Origin of the sequence: Streptococcus sp. SR4 (assembly GCF_000517725.1) — a bacterium.
GTDB classification, from domain to species: Bacteria; Bacillota; Bacilli; order Lactobacillales; family Streptococcaceae; genus Streptococcus; species Streptococcus salivarius_F.
This window is the reverse complement of sequence record NZ_AZYW01000068.1, coordinates 16,201-36,964: the sequence shown is the minus strand read 5'-3', so window position 1 is coordinate 36,964 and position 20,764 is coordinate 16,201. Positions and strand designations below refer to the sequence as shown.

The following is a 20,764-nucleotide window of genomic DNA, read 5'->3' as shown; positions in this document are numbered from 1 at the left end:
GTCTCAGCTTCCTTCTTTATGACGATAATAGGCAGCTCATATTTTCTTGAGCTTGGAAGATACTGGTCTTAAGGAAGTGACAGGAGGAGATTTATGGTTTTAGTAGCACATATTATTGTCGACGTTCCTCTGATGCAGACGGACAGACCTTATAGTTACCTGGTTCCGGAAGCCATGCAAGAACAAATCGCCATCGGTATGCGGGTTCATGTGCCTTTTGGTAAAGGAAATCGTTTACTTCAAGGTTTTATTATTGGCTTGGAAGAGCAGGAAAATTTAAGAGATTTTCCTGAACTAAAACCCATCGCTGAGCTTTTAGATTATGAGCCAGTGCTTAATCAGGAACAGCTGGATTTGGCTGATCAGATGCGACATACGGTCTTTTCTTATAAGATTTCCATCTTGAAGTCAATGCTACCTGGTCTCCTTAATTCGCAGTACGATAAGGTTATCATGGCAACTGATAAACTGGGTGAAGAGGAAAAAGAGACTCTCCTTCAAGGGCAGAATCATATTCTTTTCTCGCAGTTGTCAGAGGTACAACGTCAAGCCATTCCTCGTCTGGTCCAGTCTGGGCGTGTAACGGTTGATTACCTTGCTAAAGATAAGCAGAATATCAAGACTGAGAAGCACTATAGTGTTCAAAAGGGTATTCTCGAGACTTTGGCTATTTCGCAAAGGGCTAAGAAACGATTGGAGTTGCGAGACTTCTTGCTAGAAAAGAGTGAGTCTGGCAAGTTGACGGATCTCCACAAGCTTTTTTCACGAGATGTGGTTAAGTTTTTCATTGAAGCTGGTGCCTTGGTTATCACCGAAGTTGAGGTCAATCGTGCCGATAGCTACTTTGAAAAGGTAGAAAAGACAGATTTTCTTGAGCTTAATGCCCAACAGGCGCATGCGGTTGAAGAAATGATGTGCCAAATTGGACAAGGTGGCAAACCTTTCTTATTGGAAGGAGTGACGGGATCAGGTAAGACCGAGGTCTACCTGCATCTTATCGAGAGGACCCTGGCTATGAGAAAAACCGCCATTGTCTTGGTGCCAGAGATTTCCCTAACACCCCAAATGACCAATCGCTTCATTTCACGTTTTGGTGACTTGGTGGCGATTATGCATTCAGGCTTGTCAGACGGTGAGAAATTTGACGAGTGGCGTAAGGTTAAATCTGGTCAGGCCAAGGTTGTGGTAGGAGCGCGTTCGGCTATCTTTGCTCCTTTGGACAATATCGGGGCAATCATTATCGATGAGGAACATGAGGCTACTTATAAACAAGAGTCCAATCCTCGCTATCATGCTAGAGATGTTGCCTTGCTTAGGGCTAAGAGTCATGGAGCTGTGCTTGTCCTTGGGTCGGCAACACCCTCTATTGAGACACGGGCGAGAGCTCAGAAAGGGGTTTACCATTTTCTTGAGTTGACACAAAGGGCTAATCCTAATGCTAAAATTCCGCAGGTGGAAGTGGTGGACTTCAAGGATTTTGTGGGCCGTCAAGAGGCGAGTGATTTTACACCACCTCTTTTGGAAAAAATCAGGGAACGTTTGGCACGTAAGGAACAAGTCGTATTGATGTTGAACCGTCGTGGGTATTCCTCTTTTGTCATGTGTCGTGACTGTGGCTATGTGGATGATTGTCCGAATTGTGATATTTCACTGACCTTGCACATGGATACCAAGACCATGAATTGCCACTATTGTGATTTTCAAAAAGCAATACCACATGTCTGCCCTAACTGTCAGAGCCGTCAGATTCGCTATTATGGGACTGGGACACAGAAGGCTTATGACCAATTGACGGAACTTTTGCCAGAAGCCAAAGTGATTCGTATGGATGTTGATACGACACGCAAGAAAGGGGCTCACGAGAAACTCTTGGAGGCCTTTGGAAGTGGTAAGGCTGACATTTTGCTTGGAACTCAGATGATTGCCAAGGGCTTGGATTTTCCAAATGTTACCTTGGTAGGGGTCTTGAATGCAGATACGTCGCTAAATTTACCAGATTTTCGTTCAGCTGAGCGTACCTTCCAACTGTTGACTCAGGTGGCTGGTCGTGCTGGTCGTGCTGACAAGGAAGGGGAAGTTATTATTCAAACCTATAATCCTAGTCATTATGCCATTCGGTTTGCACAGCAACAGGATTATGAAGGTTTCTACGCCTATGAAATGGGGATTCGACGTCAGTTGGCCTATCCCCCTTATTTCTATACGGTAGGAATTACGCTTTCTCACAAGGATGAAGAGTTTGTAGTTCGCAAGAGCTATGAGGTTATGGCTTATTTAAGAGAGCACCTGTCAGACAAGGTGACCTTCCTAGGGCCTACGCCTAAGCCAATTGCCCGAACACATAACCTTTATCACTATCAGATTATTATCAAATACCGTTTTGAGGATAACTTGGAAGAAACGCTTAATAGGGTCCTTGACATGACTCAGGAGCCTGAGAACAAGGACCTGCGTTTGATTATTGATCACGAACCTCAGAATTTTACCTAATCTAGAAAAGGAAGAATATGACAAAATTAGTATTTATGGGAACGCCTGCCTTTTCAGCGACAGTGCTGGAAGGACTTTTGACCGATGAGCATTATGATATTGTCGCTGTGGTGACGCAACCAGACCGTGCTGTTGGCCGTAAAAAAGAAATCCGCATGACACCGGTCAAGGAAGTAGCCTTGGCGCATGACTTGCCAATTTATCAACCTGAAAAGTTGTCAGGTTCTGAAGAAATGACACAGCTTATGGCACTTGGTGCTGATGGGATTGTTACTGCGGCTTATGGACAATTTTTGCCAAGCAAGTTACTTGATAGCATGGATTTTGCAGTGAATGTCCACGCTTCACTCCTGCCCAAATATCGTGGTGGAGCACCTATTCATTATGCCATTATCAATGGTGATGCAGAAGCGGGTGTGACAATCATGGAAATGGTCAAGGAAATGGATGCTGGTGACATGGTTAGCCAAAAGGCCTTGCCAATTCTTGACGAGGATAATGTTGGTACCATGTTTGAAAAATTGGCAGTCTTGGGGCGTGACCTCTTGCTTGAAACCTTGCCTGCCTATATCGCTGGGGAAATCAAACCTGTTCCTCAAGATGCCAGTCAGGTAACATTTTCGCCAAATATTAGCCCAGAAGAGGAGCGCCTTGATTGGAATAAGCCGGCTCGTGACATCTTCAATCAAATCCGTGGTATGTACCCATGGCCTGTGGCCCATACCTTGCTTGATGGCAAACGTTTCAAAATTTATGAAGCGGATTTGGCAGAAGGTCAAGGACAGGCTGGTCATATTATTGAAAAAACCAAGAAGAGTTTGGTAGTTGCGACTGGCCAAGGAGCTATTTCGCTTAAGACAGTTCAACCTGCTGGAAAACCTCGTATGGCTATTGCTGATTTCCTTAATGGGGTCGGACGCAATCTTGAAGTAGGTGATGCATTTGGCCAATGATTGGAAAAAAACAGCTCGTGGACAGGCACTCGAAGTCTTAGAAGAAGTCTTCCAGGAAGGGGCTTACTCAAATATTGCTCTCAATGCACATCTGAGCAAGTCGCAGCTGACAGATAAGGACAAGGCCTTAGTGACGGAGATTGTCTATGGGACCGTGGCTCATAAGATTACTTTGGAGTGGATTCTAGCCCATGTTATTGAGGACCGTGATAAGCTTGAACCTTGGGTTTATGACCTCTTGCTCTTAAGTCTCTATCAGCTAGCCTATTTAGATAAGATTCCAGCCCATGCAGTAGTTAACGATGCTGTTGCTATTGCCAAAAATCGTGGCAATAAAAAGGGTGCTGAGAAGCTGGTAAATGCGGTTCTTCGTAAACTATCTAGCCAGCCTTTGCCAGATCCAAGCCAGATTAAACGTGTCAATAAACGCTATTCCGTTCAGTATTCTCTACCTGTATGGTTGGTTAAAAAACTTATCGACCAGTACGGGGAAGACCGTGCCCTTGCTATTTTCCAAAGCCTCTTTGTGAGAAATAAGGCTAGTGTGCGTGTAACGGATGCGTCACGTTTGGAAGAGATAGAGGAGGCCACTGGGGCTGAGCGTTCAGTCCTATCACCAGTCGGGCTTGTTAAGTCTTCCGGTTACTTTGCTGGAACAGATTATTTTAAAGAGGGCTTGTTGACCATTCAGGATGAGACCAGTCAACTGGTTGCGCCAACTTTAGGGATTCAAGGTGAAGAAGAAATCCTGGATGCCTGTGCGGCACCTGGTGGTAAGACGGTACATATGGCCTCTTATTTGACGAGTGGACATGTGACGGCGCTTGATCTCTATGATCATAAGCTTGCCCTTATCGAAGAAAATGCCCAACGTCTTGGCCTAGCTGATAAGGTTAAGACACAGAAACTGGATGCTAGTCAGGTACATCAAGTCTTTCCGGCTGATAGTTTTGACAAGATTTTAGTGGATGCTCCTTGTTCAGGGATTGGGCTCATTCGTCGGAAACCCGACATCAAATATAACAAGGATCTCCAAGACTTTGAGTCCCTTAAGGCTGTGCAGTTGGATATCCTATCCAGCGTTTGTCAAACCCTACGAAAAGGTGGTATAATAACATATAGTACTTGCACCATCATAGCAGAAGAAAATCAAGAGGTGATTCAAGCCTTTCTTGAGAGCCATCCTGATTTTGAGCAAGTTGCCTTAGACCATCCATGCAAAGACATCGTGGTCAATGGCTGTTTGGCAATTACCCCCGAACAGTATCTAACTGATGGTTTTTTCATCGCACAGTTGCGTAAAAAAGCTTAGGGTTACAGAGGAGGAAATGCTGACGCAAGTCAGAAAGAAAACTATGGAAATATCATTATTAACGGACATTGGCCAAAAACGGTCAAACAACCAAGATTTTGTTAATAAATTTGTCAACCAAGCTGGTGTTACCCTTGTCGTTGTTGCAGATGGAATGGGTGGACACCGTGCTGGAAATATTGCCAGTGAGATGTCAGTGACTGACCTTGGTCGTGACTGGATTAACACTGATTTTCGTGAGTTGAGTCAAATTCGTGATTGGATGATTGCTGCCATTGATGCAGAAAATCGTAAAATCTATGAACTTGGCCAAAACGAAGAATATAAGGGAATGGGAACAACTATCGAGGTTCTTGCCTTTGTTGATAATGCTGTGATTTTCGCCCATGTTGGGGATTCACGTATTGCCCTTATCCGTAATGGTGAGTATAAGCAATTGACGAATGACCACTCTTTGGTCAATGCTCTTATCAAGGCTGGTCAGTTGACCGAAGAAGAAGCAGCGGTTCACCCACAACGTAATATCATTACGCAATCTATTGGGCAAGCTGCTCCGATTGAGGCTGACCTTGGTGTCCAACAATTGGAACCAGGAGACTATATTTTGGCTAATTCAGATGGTTTGACCAATATGATTTCAGTTGAACAGATTGTTCATATTGTCAACAGCCCTGGTTTCGTCGAAGAAAAAACGAGTCGTTTGGTAGCTGCAGCCAATGAGGCTGGTGGTCATGATAATATTACCGTTGCTCTCATCAAAATAGAAAGTGAGGAAGGATAATGATCCAAGTTGGCAAATTGTTTGCTGGACGTTATCGAATCCTTAAGTCTATCGGGCGTGGTGGTATGGCGGATGTTTATCTGGCTAACGACCTGATTCTGGATAATGAAAGAGTAGCTATTAAGGTGCTACGTACCAATTATCAAACGGATCAGGTGGCTGTGGCGCGTTTCCAGCGTGAAGCGCGTGCCATGGCAGAACTCAGTCATCCTAATATCGTTGCTATCCGAGATATTGGCGAAGAAGACGGCCAGCAGTTTTTGGTGATGGAGTATGTAGATGGTTCGGACTTGAAGAAATATATTCAAGACCATGCGCCACTTTCTAACCAAGATGTTGTGCGTATCATGGGGGAGGTTCTTTCCGCCATGACTCTTGCCCATCAAAAGGGCATTATCCACCGTGACCTTAAGCCACAAAACGTTCTTTTAACTAAGGACGGTACAGCCAAGGTTACAGACTTCGGAATTGCGGTTGCCTTTGCAGAGACTAGTCTAACTCAAACTAACTCTATGTTGGGGTCTGTCCACTACCTCTCACCAGAGCAGGCTCGTGGATCGAAAGCAACTATCCAAAGCGACATCTATGCTATGGGTATTATGCTTTTTGAAATGTTAACAGGTCATATTCCTTACGATGGCGATAGTGCGGTAACCATTGCACTCCAACATTTCCAAAAGCCACTCCCATCGATTTTGGCAGAGAACCGTAACGTTCCCCAAGCCTTGGAAAACGTGGTTATTCGAGCAACAGCCAAAAAACTAGAAAATCGTTATAATAGTACTTTGGAAATGAGCCGTGACTTGGTAACGAGTTTGCATCCTAGTCATCGACGCGATGCCAAGGTAGTCTTTGATGATATGACGGATACCAAGACCTTGCCAAAGGTTGATCCAGTTCCATCAGCAAGCCTTGAGAAAAAGGCCGTTGCTGCTGAGCCATCAGAGCCTACACCTGCTCCAAGTAAACAACCGAGGAAGAAAACGACACCAGCTAAGAAGAAAAAGAAGAATTTCTTCTCAACTTTACTCAAGGTTTTCCTAGGACTTGTCTTTATTGGTATTATCATCTTTGCCTATTTGGTATTTACCAATCCTGATAATGTCCAGGTGCCTAATGTGGTCGGCCAAGAGTTGTCCACAGCTCAGACTAAAATTGAGGGTGCTGGATTTAAGGTAGGAGAAGTTAAAGAAGTGGAAGATGACTCTGTTGATACAGGCAAGGTCATCAAGACTGATCCTACAGCTGGAACTACACGAAAAGAAGGATCAAGCATTGATGTCTATGTTTCTTCTGGTGGTAAAGGTTTCGCTTTGAAAGACTACAAAGGTAAAAATTATAAGGATGCCATTGAGGACTTAACTTCGAATTATGGCGTTTCTGAGGACCAAATTGATATTCAGCATGTCGAAGACGACAGTGCTGAAGAGGGAGAAATCCTATCTCAAAGTCCAGGGAAAAACAAGTCTTTCAATCCTAAGGATAGTAAGGCTAAGATTAAGTTCCGTGTGGCAACTCCTAAGACCGTCACCATGCCTGATGTGACTGGTTTAACGGTTTCAACAGCGGTTCAAACCTTGAATCGTAAGAGTATCTCAAGTAGTAGCATCGAGTACCACGACTATAATACTGGTGCCAAGTTAGATAAGGATAAGGTTCCTAGCAGTACAGAGGTCCTTTATCAAGATCCACAAGCTGGTACAAGTGTTGATGGTACAGTGATTCTCTATGTTTCAGTTGCAACAGCAAGTTCAAGTCTACAGTCAAGCTCAAGCAGTACGACACATTCGTCATCGACGAGCTCAAGTACTGACAGTACAACTTCAAGCACTGAAACCTCGACAGAGGCTACTCACACAGAGCTACAGTAGTTTTAAATAACTAAGATAACAAAAAAAGAGAGGTTATTTCATCTCTCTTTTTTGTTATCTAGACTTCTTGTCGATAGCTTAAAAAGCCTGCTTGCCAGGGGTCAGAGATTCTTTTATAATGAAGACATCACATATAGGAGAGACGCTATGAGAAACCGTAGAAAACTGAGAAGGTATATCATTACCTACGATATCGTCATGACGGTCCTGGCCCTGATTTCCATTGGCTTGGTTATCTTTGATTTGGTTGGATTAATTTCAATTGGAAGGCGACCTTTCAGAGTGATAGATCAGTCTATAACGCTCATCTTTGCCATTGATTATGCGATTCGTTTCTCCTTGGCACCTCGTAAGCGAATTTTTGTTAAAACGCATGTATTAGACTTGTTGGCTATTATTCCCTACAATGAAGTCTTTACCTTCCTCCGTTTTTCAAGGGTGGGACGCTTTGCTCGTTTGGCCAAACTCTCTCGCTTAATTGGTTTGAGTAGTAAGCTCAAGCACATTTCCAATCGCATTAATCGCAGAAATGGCTTTTATTTTCTGCTTTCGGTTAATAGCATTATCATCCTTATCAGTAGTGCTATTATTGCTAGAGTAGAGCACCATAATTTTATAGATGCTATTTGGTGGTCTGTAGCAACAGTTACTACGGTAGGTTATGGAGATATCGTTCCTCGAACATTGGTAGGTAAGGCCGTTGCGGTTGTTCTTATGTTTAGTGGGATTGCCACTCTAGGGTTATTAACCAGCTCACTCAATAATATTTTTGTGCGGTCAGGTCGTCAGACTGAACGGAAATTAGCTGAGATTGAGAAGGAGTTGGCAGAGCAGCGTGTCATACTGGAGGAAATCAGAAGTACGGTGCAACTCATAAATAGTAAAATGGACGAAACTGACGATTAAGATTTTTGAATGAAAGACAGTGTTTCCTATAATGGAGGCACTTTTTTTGAATTCTGCTGCCCCTTTTCTATCTTGGTTAGTCGGTGCTCAAACTGGGTCTTTTTGTCAATTGCCTTAAAATTTGATAGAATGAACCCTGTATACTTTTATTTGAGAGGTCCTTATGACCAAATTTAATTTTTTCTTAGTGGTGGAAGCCCTGCTTTTGACTCTGGGCCTGATTACCATCTTTAATAATGATATTACCAGTTTTATTTTCATTTTGGTCTTGACCTTGTTGGCCGTTCGCTTTTTTAACAAGGAATCCAAGAGTGACTTTGTTTTGACTATCAGTTTGATATCACTTTTTCTGGTTTCCATGTGGAATATCTATGTGGTTCTTGCTATTTTGGTGGGTGTGGCCTATGTCATGATTAACCATTTTTCACAGGTCAAGAAAAAGAATCGTTACGCTCTCATTCAATTCAAGGAAGACGACTTGGATCCTCAGGCTGTGCGAAACCAGTGGATTGGGACTCGAATGGAACCTGTCAGTGATCGTTATGACTTTGATGATATCAATATCATCCGTTTCTTTGGGACAGATGTGATTGATTTGACCCAGGTTATCATCTCGGGGCGAGATAATGTCGTGATTTTGCAGAAACTCTATGGACCGACGACTATCTTGGTACCAATTGATGTTTCCGTTAAACTCAACATATCGGCAATCTATAGCTCTGTCACCTTCTTTAATGAAGATGAATACGATCTCCGTTATGAAAGCTTGACCTTGCAGGGGGCAGAGTATGAGCATGCCCATCGGACGGTTAAATTGATTCTCAATGTGGGAGCTGGACCAGTGGAGGTACGTCGCAAATGAAGAAACAGTACCTATTTTTAATCCTGATTTATTCGGTTGTAGTTTTGGTTGGTGTTACCCTTGTAGTGATGGATAGCTTTAACCTCAACTTTTCACTGGTTTTCGGCAATCTGTCTCAGGCCTTCCACTTCCTTTTTAACATGGTTTTTGTGGTTCTGAGTTTGCTCATTTTGCTTTATATTCTCTGGGCCATTGCCAATGATAACAGTATGCGTTCAGTCAATCAGGATTTGCGCCGCATTATCAATAATCAACCAGTCAAACGTCAGGGAGATATTGAGTTAGACAAAAATATGATGCGCTTGTCTCATAAGATGCGTAAATTGACTAAGGACTTGCAGAAAACTGAGAATGCCCAAGCTCTACAAAGCCGTGATATTATCAAGAAGGAGCGCGGACGTATTGCTCGTGACCTTCACGATACCGTTAGTCAGGAGCTTTTTGCGGCTAGTATGATCCTATCTGGTGTCTCTCAGATGGCGGACCAGCTAAGTAAGGAAGATTTGCATAATCAGATCCAGGCGGTTGAGGCCATGCTGACGGACGCTCAGAATGATATGCGTGTCTTACTTTTGCATCTTCGCCCGACAGAGCTTGAGAACAAGACCTTGCAAGAAGGTTTGCAGATGATTCTTAAGGAATTAACCGATAAATCCAATATCCATGTCGTCTACAAGGATATGGTTAAGAAAGTGCCCAAGCGTATTGAAAATAATCTCTTTAGGATTGCCCAAGAGTTTATCTCTAATACCCTTAAACACGCCAAGGCTAGCCAGATAGAGGTTTACCTCTATCAAAATAGTCAGGAAATTCAATTGAAAATGTTGGATAATGGTGTTGGTTATGACTTAAATGCTTCGACTGACGAGATGAGTTATGGCTTGAAAAATATCCAAGAGCGTGTCGATGAAATGGCAGGAACTGTGCAGTTCCTATCTGCTAAAGGTAAGGGGACGTCTATTGATGTCCGTGTGCCGATATTAAGAGGAGAAGACAATGTCGAATAAGATTAATGTGATTTTGGTCGATGACCATGAGATGGTCCGTTTGGGCCTTAAGAGTTTCTTGAATCTCCAAGGAGATATAGAAGTAGTTGGAGAGGCAGGGAATGGTCGAGAGGGTGTCGATCTTGCCTTGGAACTGCGTCCGGATGTCGTCGTTATGGATCTTGTCATGCCTGAATTAGATGGTGTTCAAGCGACTTTGGAATTGCTCAAAGAATGGCCTGAAGCCAAGATTTTGGTTTTGACTAGCTATTTGGACAATGAAAAAATTTACCCAGTCATTGAAGCTGGTGCTAAAGGCTATATGCTTAAAACTAGTAGTGCGGCAGAGATTCTCAATAGTATCCGTAAGGTTTACCGTGGTGAAGAAGCTATCGAAACTGAGGTGGACAATAAGATTAAATACCATGATAGTCATCCGGACTTACACGATGACTTGACGGCACGTGAACGTGATATCTTGGCCCTTTTGGCTAAGGGGTATGACAATCAAACCATTGCTAATGAGCTATTTATTTCGTTGAAAACCGTTAAAACTCACGTGTCTAATATCCTTGGAAAACTCAATGTTGATGACCGTACTCAGGCTGTCGTTTATGCTTTTAGACATCATTTGGTTTCGCAGGATGATGAATAAAGCTATCAACTAAGCTTGTTATCTAGGGGTCAGGGAGGGGGATCATAACTCTTAACCCTAAGTCGGATTTTGCGAGTCAAATTCTTTGACTTTATTTCTAGCAAAACATATAATTAAACCATCCTAAAACTTTTCTTTTTTCATATGAGGTTGAAGCGACCTCATATCATCTATCTAAGTTCGCTTAGATGATGAAATCTCCTAACTCCTAGCAATCGGTATTTCCGGTTGCTTTTTTAAAAAAAAGTTTTAAAAAAGTGTTGACAGCCTACTAGTTTTTCTGTAGAATAATAAGAGTCTTTTGGGGTATAGCCAAGCGGTAAGGCAAGGGACTTTGACTCCCTCATGCGTTGGTTCGAATCCAGCTACCCCAGTTCTACCTGAGGGTAGAGACACAGATTATGGTCCGTTGGTCAAGGGGTTAAGACACCGCCTTTTCACGGCGGTAACACGGGTTCGAATCCCGTACGGACTATAAGTACCAGCTAGAGAAAGCTGGTTTTTTTGTGTCCTTTTTGATAAAATAGAGGGGTTGACTGGCCTAGGTCAGACATTTTATACCACTTTAAAATCATAAATAACGAGACCTCGACTCGAAGAAAAAACTTTGTTTTGTGATGGCTGTCATATGATGATAAGCCCTTGGTCGAGTCGTGGTTTTATTTGAATAAGAAAACAGATAATAAGGAAATGCAATGACATACTATAACGTTGGAAAGATTGTAAATACACAGGGCTTACAGGGTGAACTTCGTGTTTTGTCTGTAACAGATTTTGCGGATGAGCGTTTTAAGAAGAAGAGTGTCCTAGCCCTTTTTGATGACAAAGATAATTACATCATGGATGTCGAGATTGCGAGTCACCGTAAGCATAAAAACTTTGATATCGTTAAGTTTAAAGGACTTTACCATATCAATGATGTAGAGAAGTATAAAGGTTGTAGCCTTAAGATTGCTGAGGAAAATCTAACAGACCTTGATGACGGGGAATTTTACTACCATGAGATCATAGGCCTTGATGTTTATGAAGGTGATACTTTGATTGGTCAGGTCAAAGAGATTCTCCAACCGGGTGCTAATGATGTTTGGGTAGTAAAACGTAAAGGCAAGAAAGATTTGCTCTTGCCATATATCCCACCTGTAGTTCTTGATGTTGATGTTGCAGCTGGTCGTATTGAGGTTGAGCTCATGGAAGGATTGGACGATGAAGATTGATATCTTGACCCTATTTCCAGATATGTTTGCTCCCTTAGAGCATTCCATTGTCGGTAAGGCAAAGGATAAGGGGCTTCTAGAAATCAACTATCACAATTTCCGTGAAAATGCGGAGAAGGCTCGTCATGTAGATGACGAACCTTACGGTGGCGGACAAGGCATGTTGCTTCGTGCCCAGCCAATTTTTGATACCTTTGACAAGCTAAATGTCACTAAGCCTCGCGTTATTCTCTTAGATCCTGCTGGTCGTACCTTTGATCAGGCCTATGCAGAAGAATTGGCGCAAGAAGAGGAATTGGTCTTTATTTGTGGCCATTATGAGGGCTATGATGAGCGCATCAAAACTTTGGTGACAGACGAGATTTCCTTGGGAGACTTTGTCTTGACTGGGGGAGAGCTAGCTGCTATGACTATTGTAGATGCTACTGTCCGCTTGATTCCTGAGGTTTTGGGTAAGGAAGCTAGTCATAAGGATGATAGTTTCTCATCAGGGCTCTTGGAGTTTCCACAGTATACTCGCCCAGCTGAGTTTCGTGGCATGAAGGTGCCAGATGTGCTCTTGTCAGGCCACCATGTCAATATTCGACGTTGGCGTATGGAGCAGAGTTTGCGTAAGACCTGGGAGCGTCGGCCAGATCTTTTGGAAAACTATGATTTTACGGATGAAGAACGTCAGATTTTAGAAGAGATAAAAGCAGAAGGAAAATAAAATGTCAGAAGAAAAGATTTATGATATTACCATTATTGGTGGTGGACCAGTAGGACTTTGGGCTGCCTTTTATGCCGGTCTACGTGGCATGACTGTTAATATTATTGAGAGTCTGTCAGAGCTTGGTGGACAGCCTGCCATTCTCTACCCTGAGAAAAAAATCTACGATATTCCAGCCTTTCCTCAAACAACAGGTGCGGAATTGACAGAAAACCTCTTGACTCAGCTTAAGCGTTTTGAAGATCGTGTCAGCATTCATTTGAAAGAGGAAGTTCAAACCTTTGAAAAGACAGATGGCATCTTCACAATTGCTACTAGCAAGGGTCAACACTTGTCTAAGGCTATCGTCATTGCCTGTGGAAATGGTGCCTTCGCCCCACGTCCTTTGGGTGTGGACAATGAGGATGATTATGCGGATAATAACTTGTTCTATAATGTGCATAGTCTCGATCAATTTGCTGGCAAGAAGGTTGTGATTGCTGGTGGTGGGGATTCAGCCGTTGACTGGGCAAATCACTTGGATGGCATTGCTGAAAGTGTGACTTTGATTCACCGTCGTGACGCCTTCCGTGCCCACGAGCACAGTGTGGAGCTTCTTCATCAATCATCAGTTAATGTGATGACACCTTATGTGCCACTTGAAATCAAGGGTGAAAATGGTTTTGCCCAAAGTTTGACTGTTCAAAAAGTGAAGTCAGATGAGGTTGTGGAATTGCCACTTGATGCCCTCATCGTTAGCTTTGGTTTTTCAACTAACAACAAGAACCTTCGTAACTGGAACGTTGACTATAAACGTTCTAGCGTTACTGTTAATGCCCAATTTGAAACCTCACAAGAGGGTGTTTATGCTATCGGTGATGCAGCAGCATATGAAGGTAAGATTGACTTGATTGCTGTGGGAATGGGTGAAGCCCCAATTGCTATCAACCAAGCTATCCAATATATTGATCCAGACGGTAAGAATCGTCCAGTCCACTCAACATCATTAATTGAAGAATAATGTCAAATGAAGACTTTGTCTTTAATCACAGGAGAGATTTGTCTCTCTTTTTTCATGTATAAAAACGTGGTATAATACACCTATGGCTACAACGAAAAAAACGAAAAAAGGGGCGGCTTCTAAGAACGGTAAGAAGCGTCTTACAAAAGCAGAATTAGACAGACAGAAGGCGATTAAGCGAATGCTATGGACCTTCTTTTTTGCCTTTGTCTTAATTTTCCCAGTCTTTCGATTGGGTTTCTTTGGGGTTACCCTCTATAATCTCTTTCGCGTATTTGTGGGGAGTATGGCTTACCCTTTAATTTTTGCTATCTATGTTTATCTCTTTGGCTTTAAATGGTTACGTAAACACAGTAACTATGTCACAGGATTTTGGATGGTCTTTGCGGGGCTCTTGTTGGAGTTTCACGCTTATCTCTTTAGTTTAGATCGTATGAGCGGTCTGGATATTTTCCCTGGTACCAAGGACTTACTTTTTGGGGAACTTGTGAGTGTGCAAGTCGCTCGTTTCGCGGGTGGTGGCATGCTAGGGGCTCTTTTGTATCAGCCTATTTCCTTCCTCTTTTCAAATATTGGTAGCTTCATGATTGGGGTATTGATTATTTTCTTGGGTGCTTTCATTCTTAGCCCTTGGGTTGTCTTGGATATCATGGAGTATGCTAAGGAAGCTTGGCAGAAAGGGGCTGAGAAGCGTTTGGAACGGACGGCTCAACGTCAGGAGAAGAAGGCAGAACGTCAGGCTCAGAAAGAACGTGAAGCAGAAGAACGTGCCGAGTCCGAGCGTCTGGCTGATTTGACTGTCGATGAGGAGACAGGAGAAATCTTGGAGGATGCCGCAGAGGCCTTGCCACAGGAAGCAGAGATTTTTGCAGCTGAGCCTGAAATCAGTGCTTATAGCTCTGAGGACTATTATGACAGTCTTCCTCCAGAGGATTACGGAGATTTTCAAGAAGATTATGCACCTTATCCAGAGGATTTGCCAAGTGAGGAATTTCCTCAGTCTATGGTAGTTGAGGGGGATGATGCACCTGTCGAAGTTGATTTCACACCTAAGGAACTCCTGCAGTATAAGCTCCCTACTATTGATCTCTTTGCACCTGACAAGCCTAAGAGTCAATCTAAAGAGAAAAACATTGTTCGTAAAAATATACGTATCCTTGAGGATACCTTCAAGAGTTTCAACATTGATGTTAAGGTTGAACGGGCTGAAATTGGACCGTCTGTGACCAAGTACGAGGTCAAGCCCGCTGTTGGGGTCAGGGTCAATCGCATTTCCAACCTAGCTGATGACTTAGCTCTGGCTCTAGCTGCAAAAGATGTCCGTATCGAGGCACCTATTCCAGGGAAATCTTTGGTCGGTATCGAAGTGCCTAATTCTGAGATTGCGACCGTATCCTTCCGTGAGCTTTGGGAACAGTCCAAGACGGATCCTAATAAACTCTTGGAAGTTCCTCTCGGTAAGGCAGTCGACGGCTCAGCACGTAGCTTTGATTTGGGTCGGATGCCTCACTTGCTGGTGGCTGGATCTACAGGTTCAGGTAAATCGGTTGCGGTTAACGGTATTATCTCTAGTATTCTTATGAAGGCACGTCCAGACCAGGTTAAGTTCCTCATGGTCGATCCAAAGATGGTTGAACTTTCAGTTTACAATGATATTCCCCATCTCCTTATCCCTGTGGTAACCAATCCACGTAAGGCCGCCAAGGCTCTTCAAAAAGTGGTAGATGAGATGGAGAATCGTTACGAACTCTTTAGTAAGTTTGGTGTGCGTAATATCGCCGGCTATAATGCCAAGGTTGAAGATTGGAATGCCCAATCGCAAGAGAAACAGATTCCTTTACCTTTAATTGTGGTTATCGTCGATGAGTTGGCTGACTTGATGATGGTAGCCAGTAAGGAAGTGGAAGATGCCATCATTCGTCTAGGACAAAAAGCGCGTGCTGCGGGAATTCACATGATTCTCGCCACTCAACGTCCGTCGGTTGATGTTATCTCTGGTTTGATTAAGGCCAATGTGCCATCTCGTGTGGCCTTCGCCGTGTCTTCGGGAACAGATAGTCGTACCATTTTAGATGAAAATGGGGCAGAAAAGCTACTCGGACGTGGGGATATGCTTTTCAAACCGATTGATGAGAACCACCCTGTTCGTCTACAAGGTTCCTTCATCTCTGATGATGACGTGGAACGTATTGTGACCTTTATCAAGGATCAGGCTTCAGCTGACTATGATGAGAGCTTTGATCCTGGTGAAGTTTCTGAAAATGATTTTGGTGGAGGTTCCTCTGCCAATGGTGGTAGCTCAGAAGGTGACCCACTCTTTGAAGAGGCCAAGGCTTTGGTCCTTGAAACACAAAAAGCAAGTGCTTCCATGATTCAACGTCGTCTGTCAGTTGGTTTCAACCGTGCCACTCGTTTGATGGAAGAGTTGGAAGAAGCAGGCGTTATCGGACCAGCTGAAGGTACCAAACCACGTAAGGTTTTGATGACTCAAGAATAATGAACTGGAAAGAGTCTCAAGCCTGGTTTTTAAAAGAATTAAAATAGACAAAAGAAATGAGAAAAATGAGTGTTTTGCCATTTATTTTCTCATTCTTTTTTTATGTTCAAAATAGACCAAAAAATTGCAAAATATTCCATAAGAACGCTTACAAAACGAACAATTTTTGCTATAATAGGAGAAAGAGTGAGTAACAAAAACTAAGGAGTAAAAAATGGACAATTTATTAACCGTTCATTTTCATAGTATGCATGGCGACTATTCCAGATACAGTATGTGGAAGTGGCTAGATGGTTATTGGGGCGAAGAAGCCCATTTTTCACGTGAGGATGATTTTGGCCTTGTTGGTCAGGTTACTTCTCCCTCCAATCGTTTTATTGATTCTGTCAATCTTTTGGTCAAAACGGAAGACTGGTCGAGGCAAACACATGATTACCGTGTCCGACGCTTCCTAGGGGATGCTCCCAATGCTATTTGGATAGTTGAAGGTGATCCAACTGTTTATTATTCTAAACAGGCAGCCTTGACTAGCCATAGTTTCGAAGGTCGTGACCAGCATGCCTTTGATATGGCACTTCGTAGACAGGAATTTGATCAGAAGTGGGGCTTTCAAGGTTGGTTAGGTCATAAGTATGAAAAAGGGGCTACAGAGTTTCGCCTTTGGTCACCTCTAGCTCGTCGTGTGAAGCTCTTGCTTTTTAAAAAGGGCAGTAAAAACCCTAAGATCATTAAGATGAGCCGAGGAACCAGTATCAATAAGGACCGTCATGAGATGAATACTCACGGTGTTTGGAGTGCCACTGTCAAAAAGGATTTGGATGGGGTAGCCTACCAATTTCGTGTGTATCATGAGGAAAGCTTCTATCAGGATACAAGAGACCCCTACAGTATTGCCCTTAGCTTAGATAATAAAAAAAGTTTGGTGGTCAATCCTAAGAGACTTGTCCCAAGAGGGTATGAAAAGGTTACTAAGCAAAAAGCGAGCTGGCGTAAGGCAAATGCTTGCTCATCCGTAATCTGTGAAATGCACCTCCGTGACTTCTCGATTTCAGAGACGTCTGGGGTTAAGAAGTCCTATAGAGGAACCTATCTAGGTGCTTGTCAGAAAGGGACTAGAAATGCCCATGGAGATGTGACTTGTTTTGATTACCTCAAACGTATGGGCTACAACTATGTCCAACTGCAACCGGTCTTTGATCACCATAAAACCTACGATAAAGGTGGGAAGCTTCTCTACAACTGGGGGTACGATCCTGAAAATTACAATGTTCCGGATCGTCAGTTTGCTGCTGATCAAAAGAATCCCGTGGCACCAATTTTAGAGCTTAAGAAAATGATTCAGGCCTACCATGAGGCAGGAATGGGGGTTATCATGGATGTGGTTTATAACCATACTTACTCATCTTACAGCTCTCCTTTCCAACTATCTGTGCCGGCTTATTACTACCGTATGCATGACAATGGGTCTTTCCAAGATGGATCAGGTTGTGGAAATGAAACAGCCAGTGAAAAGGAAATGTACCGTAAGTATATGATTGATTCCTTAACCTATTGGGCAGAAGAATTTGGAGTGGATGGTTTCCGTTTTGACCTCATGGGCTTGCATGATGTTGCTACGATGAATGCTATTCGTTCGGCTATGGATGATATTGATTCTAGGATTCTTCTTTATGGTGAAGGATGGGACATGGGAATTGGACTTCCTGTAGACCAAAAGGGCAAGAAGGATAATGCAGCCTTGATGCCTAGAATCGGATTTTTCAATGACAATGCGCGTGACGCGGTCAAGGGAGCAGAGGTCTATGGACACATCAGTAATGGCTATGTGTCTGGAGCACCATTGGAAGACCAGATTGCCAAGAGTCTGCTTGGAAGCCGTGGTTTTGTAAACTACCTCATGCCAGGTCAGGTCCTCAACTATATCGAAGCGCATGACAACTACAATTTGAATGATTTGATGCATCATTTGCATCCACATGATTCGCCAGAGGATATTGAAAAACGTATCTACTTGGCTAATGCCCTCAATCTGACTATGCAGGGAATGTGTTTCATGCAATTGGGACAAGAATTCCAGCGCACTAAGATGGTTGCTACAGGCGAAGATGGCAATTACACGGAAGCAGATGTTAAGCGTGCCATGAATAGCTACAATGCCCCTGATGAGGTTAATCAGGTGGATTGGAATCAAGTGACTCTTAAGAAAGACTTGGTTGCTAAAGTTGCCAAATTAATTGAGCGTAAGCAAACCGTACAAGAATTTTCATATCGTTCATATGCAGATATTTACGATAACCTCTATGTCGCAAAAGCGGAGTACGATTCAGGTATTGTTGAATTGCACATCTCAGGAAAATTACGTGAAACTTTGGTATTCAACAATATGAAAAAAGATTTGGAGATTTACTGACAAGAATATCAAAAAATGTTATAATACAGTAAACGCTTACATAAGTGGTTTTGTTTACTTGTAAGCCCTATCGGTCTGAAGGGTTTTCTAGTGTATTTGCATATATTTCAATGTTTTAATTTCTTGATAGTTAGAACTATCAAGGCTAGTTTAAGAAAGGAGTGATGGTATGAATCTCGATGAAGCCATGTACACATTTGGAACAGGTGAGAACTTCCACCTTCAGAATTATTTGGGTGTGCATGAATTAGAGGGAGAAGAAGGTTTTATCTTCCGTGTGTGGGCCCCTCATGCTGAGCAGATTCAGGTAATTGGAGATTTCACAGGTTGGTTTGATGAACCTCTGGATATGACCAAAAACCATATCGGTGTTTGGGAGGCAACTTCAGCTCTCCCTCAAGAAGGACAACTCTATAAGTTCTTGGTGAAACGTAAGGGAGGTCAAGTCGTCGAAAAGATGGATCCTTTTGCGACTTACTTAGAGCCTCGTCCTGGAACAGGAGCTGTGATTCGTAAGAAGAAAACTAAGAAGTGGAAGGATGGCCTTTGGATGGGTCGTCGTAAACGCTTTGGTTTCCAAAAACGTCCGGTTAATATCTATGAAGCTCATGCATCATCTTGGAAACTAAAAGAGGATGGTCAACCTTATACTTTCAAAGAATTGAAAGAAGAGTTGATTCCATATTTGGTTGAGATGAACTATACCCACGTGGAATTCATGCCACTCATGGCTCATCCTCTTGGGATGAGTTGGGGTTACCAGCTTATGGGTTACTTTGCTTTTGAGCATACCTATGGCACACCAGAAGAATTTCAAGATTTCGTAGAAGCATGTCACCAGAATAATATCGGTGTCTTGGTAGACTGGGTCCCAGGTCACTATACACAGAATGACGATGCTTTGGCCTACTTCGATGGTACACCAACTTTCGAATATCAGGATCATGATCGAGCTCATAACTATCGTTGGGGCGCACTTAACTTTGACTTAGGAAAAAATCAAGTTCAGTCTTTCCTTATTTCAAGTGCTCTTTACTGGATTGAAAATTATCATATCGATGGTATCCGAGTGGATGCAGTATCTAACATGCTCTATTTGGACTATGATGAAGGTCCATGGATGCCTAATAAGGATGGTGGTAATCGTAACTTGGAAGGTTACGGCTTCCTTCAAAAGCTCAATCGTGAAATTAAAAACCGTTATCCAGATGTCATGATGATTGCGGAAGAATCAACTGCGGCAACGCCAATCACACAACCGATTGAAGAAGGTGGTCTAGGTTTCGACTTCAAATGGAATATGGGTTGGATGAACGATATCCTCAAATTCTACGCAGAAGATCCAGTTTACCGTCAGTATGACTTCAATCTGATGACCTTCAGTTTCATGTATTGCTTCAATGAAAACTATGTTCTACCTTTCTCACATGATGAAGTGGTTCATGGTAAGAAGAGCATGATGCATAAGATGTGGGGTGACCGCTATAATCAGTTTGCTGGTCTTCGTAACCTCTATGCTTACCAACTCTGTCACCCAGGTAAGAAATTGCTCTTTATGGGTTCTGAGTTTGGTCAATTCTTGGAGTGGAAGTTTGATTATCAACTCGAATGGGGTAATCTTGAAGATGAGATGAACCAGAAGATGCAGGCCTTTACTAGCCATATGAATGCTTTCTACAAGGACCATAAATCTCTCTGGCAGATTGATGATTCTTACGATGGTATTGAAATTATCGATGCGGATAACCGTGCTGAAAGTGTTCTTTCCTTCATTCGTAAGGATGATAAAGGCGATAAGGGTGACTTCCTCGTCTGTGTCTTCAACTTAGCTCCAGTGGAACGACAAAACTTCACAATTGGATTGCCAGTAGCTGGTATCTACCAAGAAGTGCTTAACACTGAGATGGAAGAATTCGGTGGCGTTTGGAAAAAAGGAAATCCTGAAACCCGTACTCAAAAGGCGAAGTGGAAGGACTATGAAAATACCCTTAGCTTCACCCTACCTGCTCTAGGAGCAAGTATCTGGCGTGTGAAACGTCGCCTGAAATAAAGGGTAGACTTAAACGTGTACACGATTTGTTTTTCAGAGGTGATAGCAAGGAAGTCACGGTTGAAAGA

The 20,764-nt window shown here is 42.9% G+C and carries 15 protein-coding genes and 2 tRNA genes; all 17 read left to right on the top strand.

All coding sequences use genetic code 11. The features are described from left to right. Positions 1-93 precede the first annotated feature (93 nt). The 17 genes from HMPREF1519_RS07880 to glgB all read left to right on the top strand — a co-directional run bounded on the left by HMPREF1519_RS07880 (position 94) and on the right by glgB (position 20,696). Complete coding sequence (locus HMPREF1519_RS07880) at positions 94-2,490, top strand: primosomal protein N' (protein WP_037611818.1); 2,397 nt, start codon at positions 94-96, stop codon at positions 2,488-2,490. Positions 2,491-2,507: 17 nt separating this feature from the next. Then, positions 2,508-3,443, top strand: a complete 936-nt coding sequence (fmt, locus tag HMPREF1519_RS07875) for a methionyl-tRNA formyltransferase (protein ID WP_037611816.1) — start codon at positions 2,508-2,510, stop codon at positions 3,441-3,443. Beyond that, positions 3,433-4,755 carry a 16S rRNA (cytosine(967)-C(5))-methyltransferase RsmB gene (rsmB, locus tag HMPREF1519_RS07870; protein WP_002884194.1) on the top strand — a complete coding sequence of 441 codons (1,323 nt, stop codon included), beginning with the start codon at positions 3,433-3,435 and terminating at the stop codon, positions 4,753-4,755. The genes fmt and rsmB overlap by 11 nt, the downstream gene beginning before the upstream one ends. A gap of 43 nt (positions 4,756-4,798) precedes the next feature. Then, positions 4,799-5,536: a Stp1/IreP family PP2C-type Ser/Thr phosphatase gene (locus tag HMPREF1519_RS07865; protein WP_037604753.1), complete on the top strand. Its 738-nt coding sequence runs from the start codon at positions 4,799-4,801 to the stop codon at positions 5,534-5,536. Then, entirely contained in the window at positions 5,536-7,407 is a 1,872-nt protein-coding gene (pknB, locus tag HMPREF1519_RS07860; RefSeq protein WP_022496268.1) for a Stk1 family PASTA domain-containing Ser/Thr kinase, read from the top strand. Before HMPREF1519_RS07865 ends, pknB begins: the two co-directional genes overlap by 1 nt. Before the next feature lie 147 nt (positions 7,408-7,554). Beyond that, entirely contained in the window at positions 7,555-8,313 is a 759-nt protein-coding gene (locus HMPREF1519_RS07855) for a potassium channel family protein (protein WP_002884314.1), read from the top strand. A gap of 163 nt (positions 8,314-8,476) precedes the next feature. Continuing rightward, positions 8,477-9,175: a cell wall-active antibiotics response protein LiaF gene (gene liaF / locus HMPREF1519_RS07850; RefSeq protein ID WP_022496267.1), complete on the top strand. Its 699-nt coding sequence runs from the start codon at positions 8,477-8,479 to the stop codon at positions 9,173-9,175. After that, positions 9,172-10,182: a sensor histidine kinase gene (locus tag HMPREF1519_RS07845; RefSeq protein WP_013990239.1), complete on the top strand. Its 1,011-nt coding sequence runs from the start codon at positions 9,172-9,174 to the stop codon at positions 10,180-10,182. The genes liaF and HMPREF1519_RS07845 overlap by 4 nt, the downstream gene beginning before the upstream one ends. Next, on the top strand, positions 10,172-10,816 hold the full coding sequence (locus HMPREF1519_RS07840; protein ID WP_022496266.1) for a response regulator transcription factor: 645 nt from the start codon (positions 10,172-10,174) through the stop codon (positions 10,814-10,816). Before HMPREF1519_RS07845 ends, HMPREF1519_RS07840 begins: the two co-directional genes overlap by 11 nt. A 302-nt stretch (positions 10,817-11,118) precedes the next feature. Then, positions 11,119-11,190 (top strand) — tRNA-Gln (locus tag HMPREF1519_RS07835). A 29-nt stretch (positions 11,191-11,219) separates the two neighbouring features. Then, positions 11,220-11,291: transfer RNA gene (locus tag HMPREF1519_RS07830), tRNA-Glu, on the top strand. Between the two features lie 220 nt (positions 11,292-11,511). Next, on the top strand, positions 11,512-12,030 hold the full coding sequence (gene rimM / locus HMPREF1519_RS07825) for a ribosome maturation factor RimM (RefSeq protein WP_002884411.1): 519 nt from the start codon (positions 11,512-11,514) through the stop codon (positions 12,028-12,030). Next, positions 12,020-12,739 carry a tRNA (guanosine(37)-N1)-methyltransferase TrmD gene (gene trmD, locus HMPREF1519_RS07820; RefSeq protein WP_002886864.1) on the top strand — a complete coding sequence of 240 codons (720 nt, stop codon included), beginning with the start codon at positions 12,020-12,022 and terminating at the stop codon, positions 12,737-12,739. Before rimM ends, trmD begins: the two co-directional genes overlap by 11 nt. A 1-nt stretch (position 12,740) precedes the next feature. After that, entirely contained in the window at positions 12,741-13,739 is a 999-nt protein-coding gene (locus HMPREF1519_RS07815; RefSeq protein ID WP_022495776.1) for an NAD(P)/FAD-dependent oxidoreductase, read from the top strand. Between the two features lie 82 nt (positions 13,740-13,821). After that, positions 13,822-16,236, top strand: a complete 2,415-nt coding sequence (locus tag HMPREF1519_RS07810; protein WP_037611814.1) for a DNA translocase FtsK — start codon at positions 13,822-13,824, stop codon at positions 16,234-16,236. Positions 16,237-16,450: 214 nt separating this feature from the next. Then, entirely contained in the window at positions 16,451-18,646 is a 2,196-nt protein-coding gene (gene pulA, locus HMPREF1519_RS07805) for a type I pullulanase (RefSeq protein WP_002884663.1), read from the top strand. 169 nt (positions 18,647-18,815) lie between these two features. Then, positions 18,816-20,696, top strand: a complete 1,881-nt coding sequence (glgB, locus tag HMPREF1519_RS07800) for a 1,4-alpha-glucan branching protein GlgB (RefSeq protein WP_002884243.1) — start codon at positions 18,816-18,818, stop codon at positions 20,694-20,696. Positions 20,697-20,764 lie beyond the last annotated feature (68 nt).

Coding starts and splice junctions, on each gene's coding strand:
- rimM (WP_002884411.1), top strand. CDS start 11,512: ATGACATACTATAACGTTGGAAAGATTGTAAATACACAGGGCTTACAG.
- trmD (WP_002886864.1), top strand. CDS start 12,020: ATGAAGATTGATATCTTGACCCTATTTCCAGATATGTTTGCTCCCTTA.
- HMPREF1519_RS07840 (WP_022496266.1), top strand. CDS start 10,172: ATGTCGAATAAGATTAATGTGATTTTGGTCGATGACCATGAGATGGTC.
- pknB (WP_022496268.1), top strand. CDS start 5,536: ATGATCCAAGTTGGCAAATTGTTTGCTGGACGTTATCGAATCCTTAAG.
- HMPREF1519_RS07865 (WP_037604753.1), top strand. CDS start 4,799: ATGGAAATATCATTATTAACGGACATTGGCCAAAAACGGTCAAACAAC.
- HMPREF1519_RS07810 (WP_037611814.1), top strand. CDS start 13,822: ATGGCTACAACGAAAAAAACGAAAAAAGGGGCGGCTTCTAAGAACGGT.
- HMPREF1519_RS07855 (WP_002884314.1), top strand. CDS start 7,555: ATGAGAAACCGTAGAAAACTGAGAAGGTATATCATTACCTACGATATC.
- liaF (WP_022496267.1), top strand. CDS start 8,477: ATGACCAAATTTAATTTTTTCTTAGTGGTGGAAGCCCTGCTTTTGACT.
- HMPREF1519_RS07880 (WP_037611818.1), top strand. CDS start 94: ATGGTTTTAGTAGCACATATTATTGTCGACGTTCCTCTGATGCAGACG.
- HMPREF1519_RS07845 (WP_013990239.1), top strand. CDS start 9,172: ATGAAGAAACAGTACCTATTTTTAATCCTGATTTATTCGGTTGTAGTT.
- pulA (WP_002884663.1), top strand. CDS start 16,451: ATGGACAATTTATTAACCGTTCATTTTCATAGTATGCATGGCGACTAT.
- HMPREF1519_RS07815 (WP_022495776.1), top strand. CDS start 12,741: ATGTCAGAAGAAAAGATTTATGATATTACCATTATTGGTGGTGGACCA.
- glgB (WP_002884243.1), top strand. CDS start 18,816: ATGAATCTCGATGAAGCCATGTACACATTTGGAACAGGTGAGAACTTC.
- fmt (WP_037611816.1), top strand. CDS start 2,508: ATGACAAAATTAGTATTTATGGGAACGCCTGCCTTTTCAGCGACAGTG.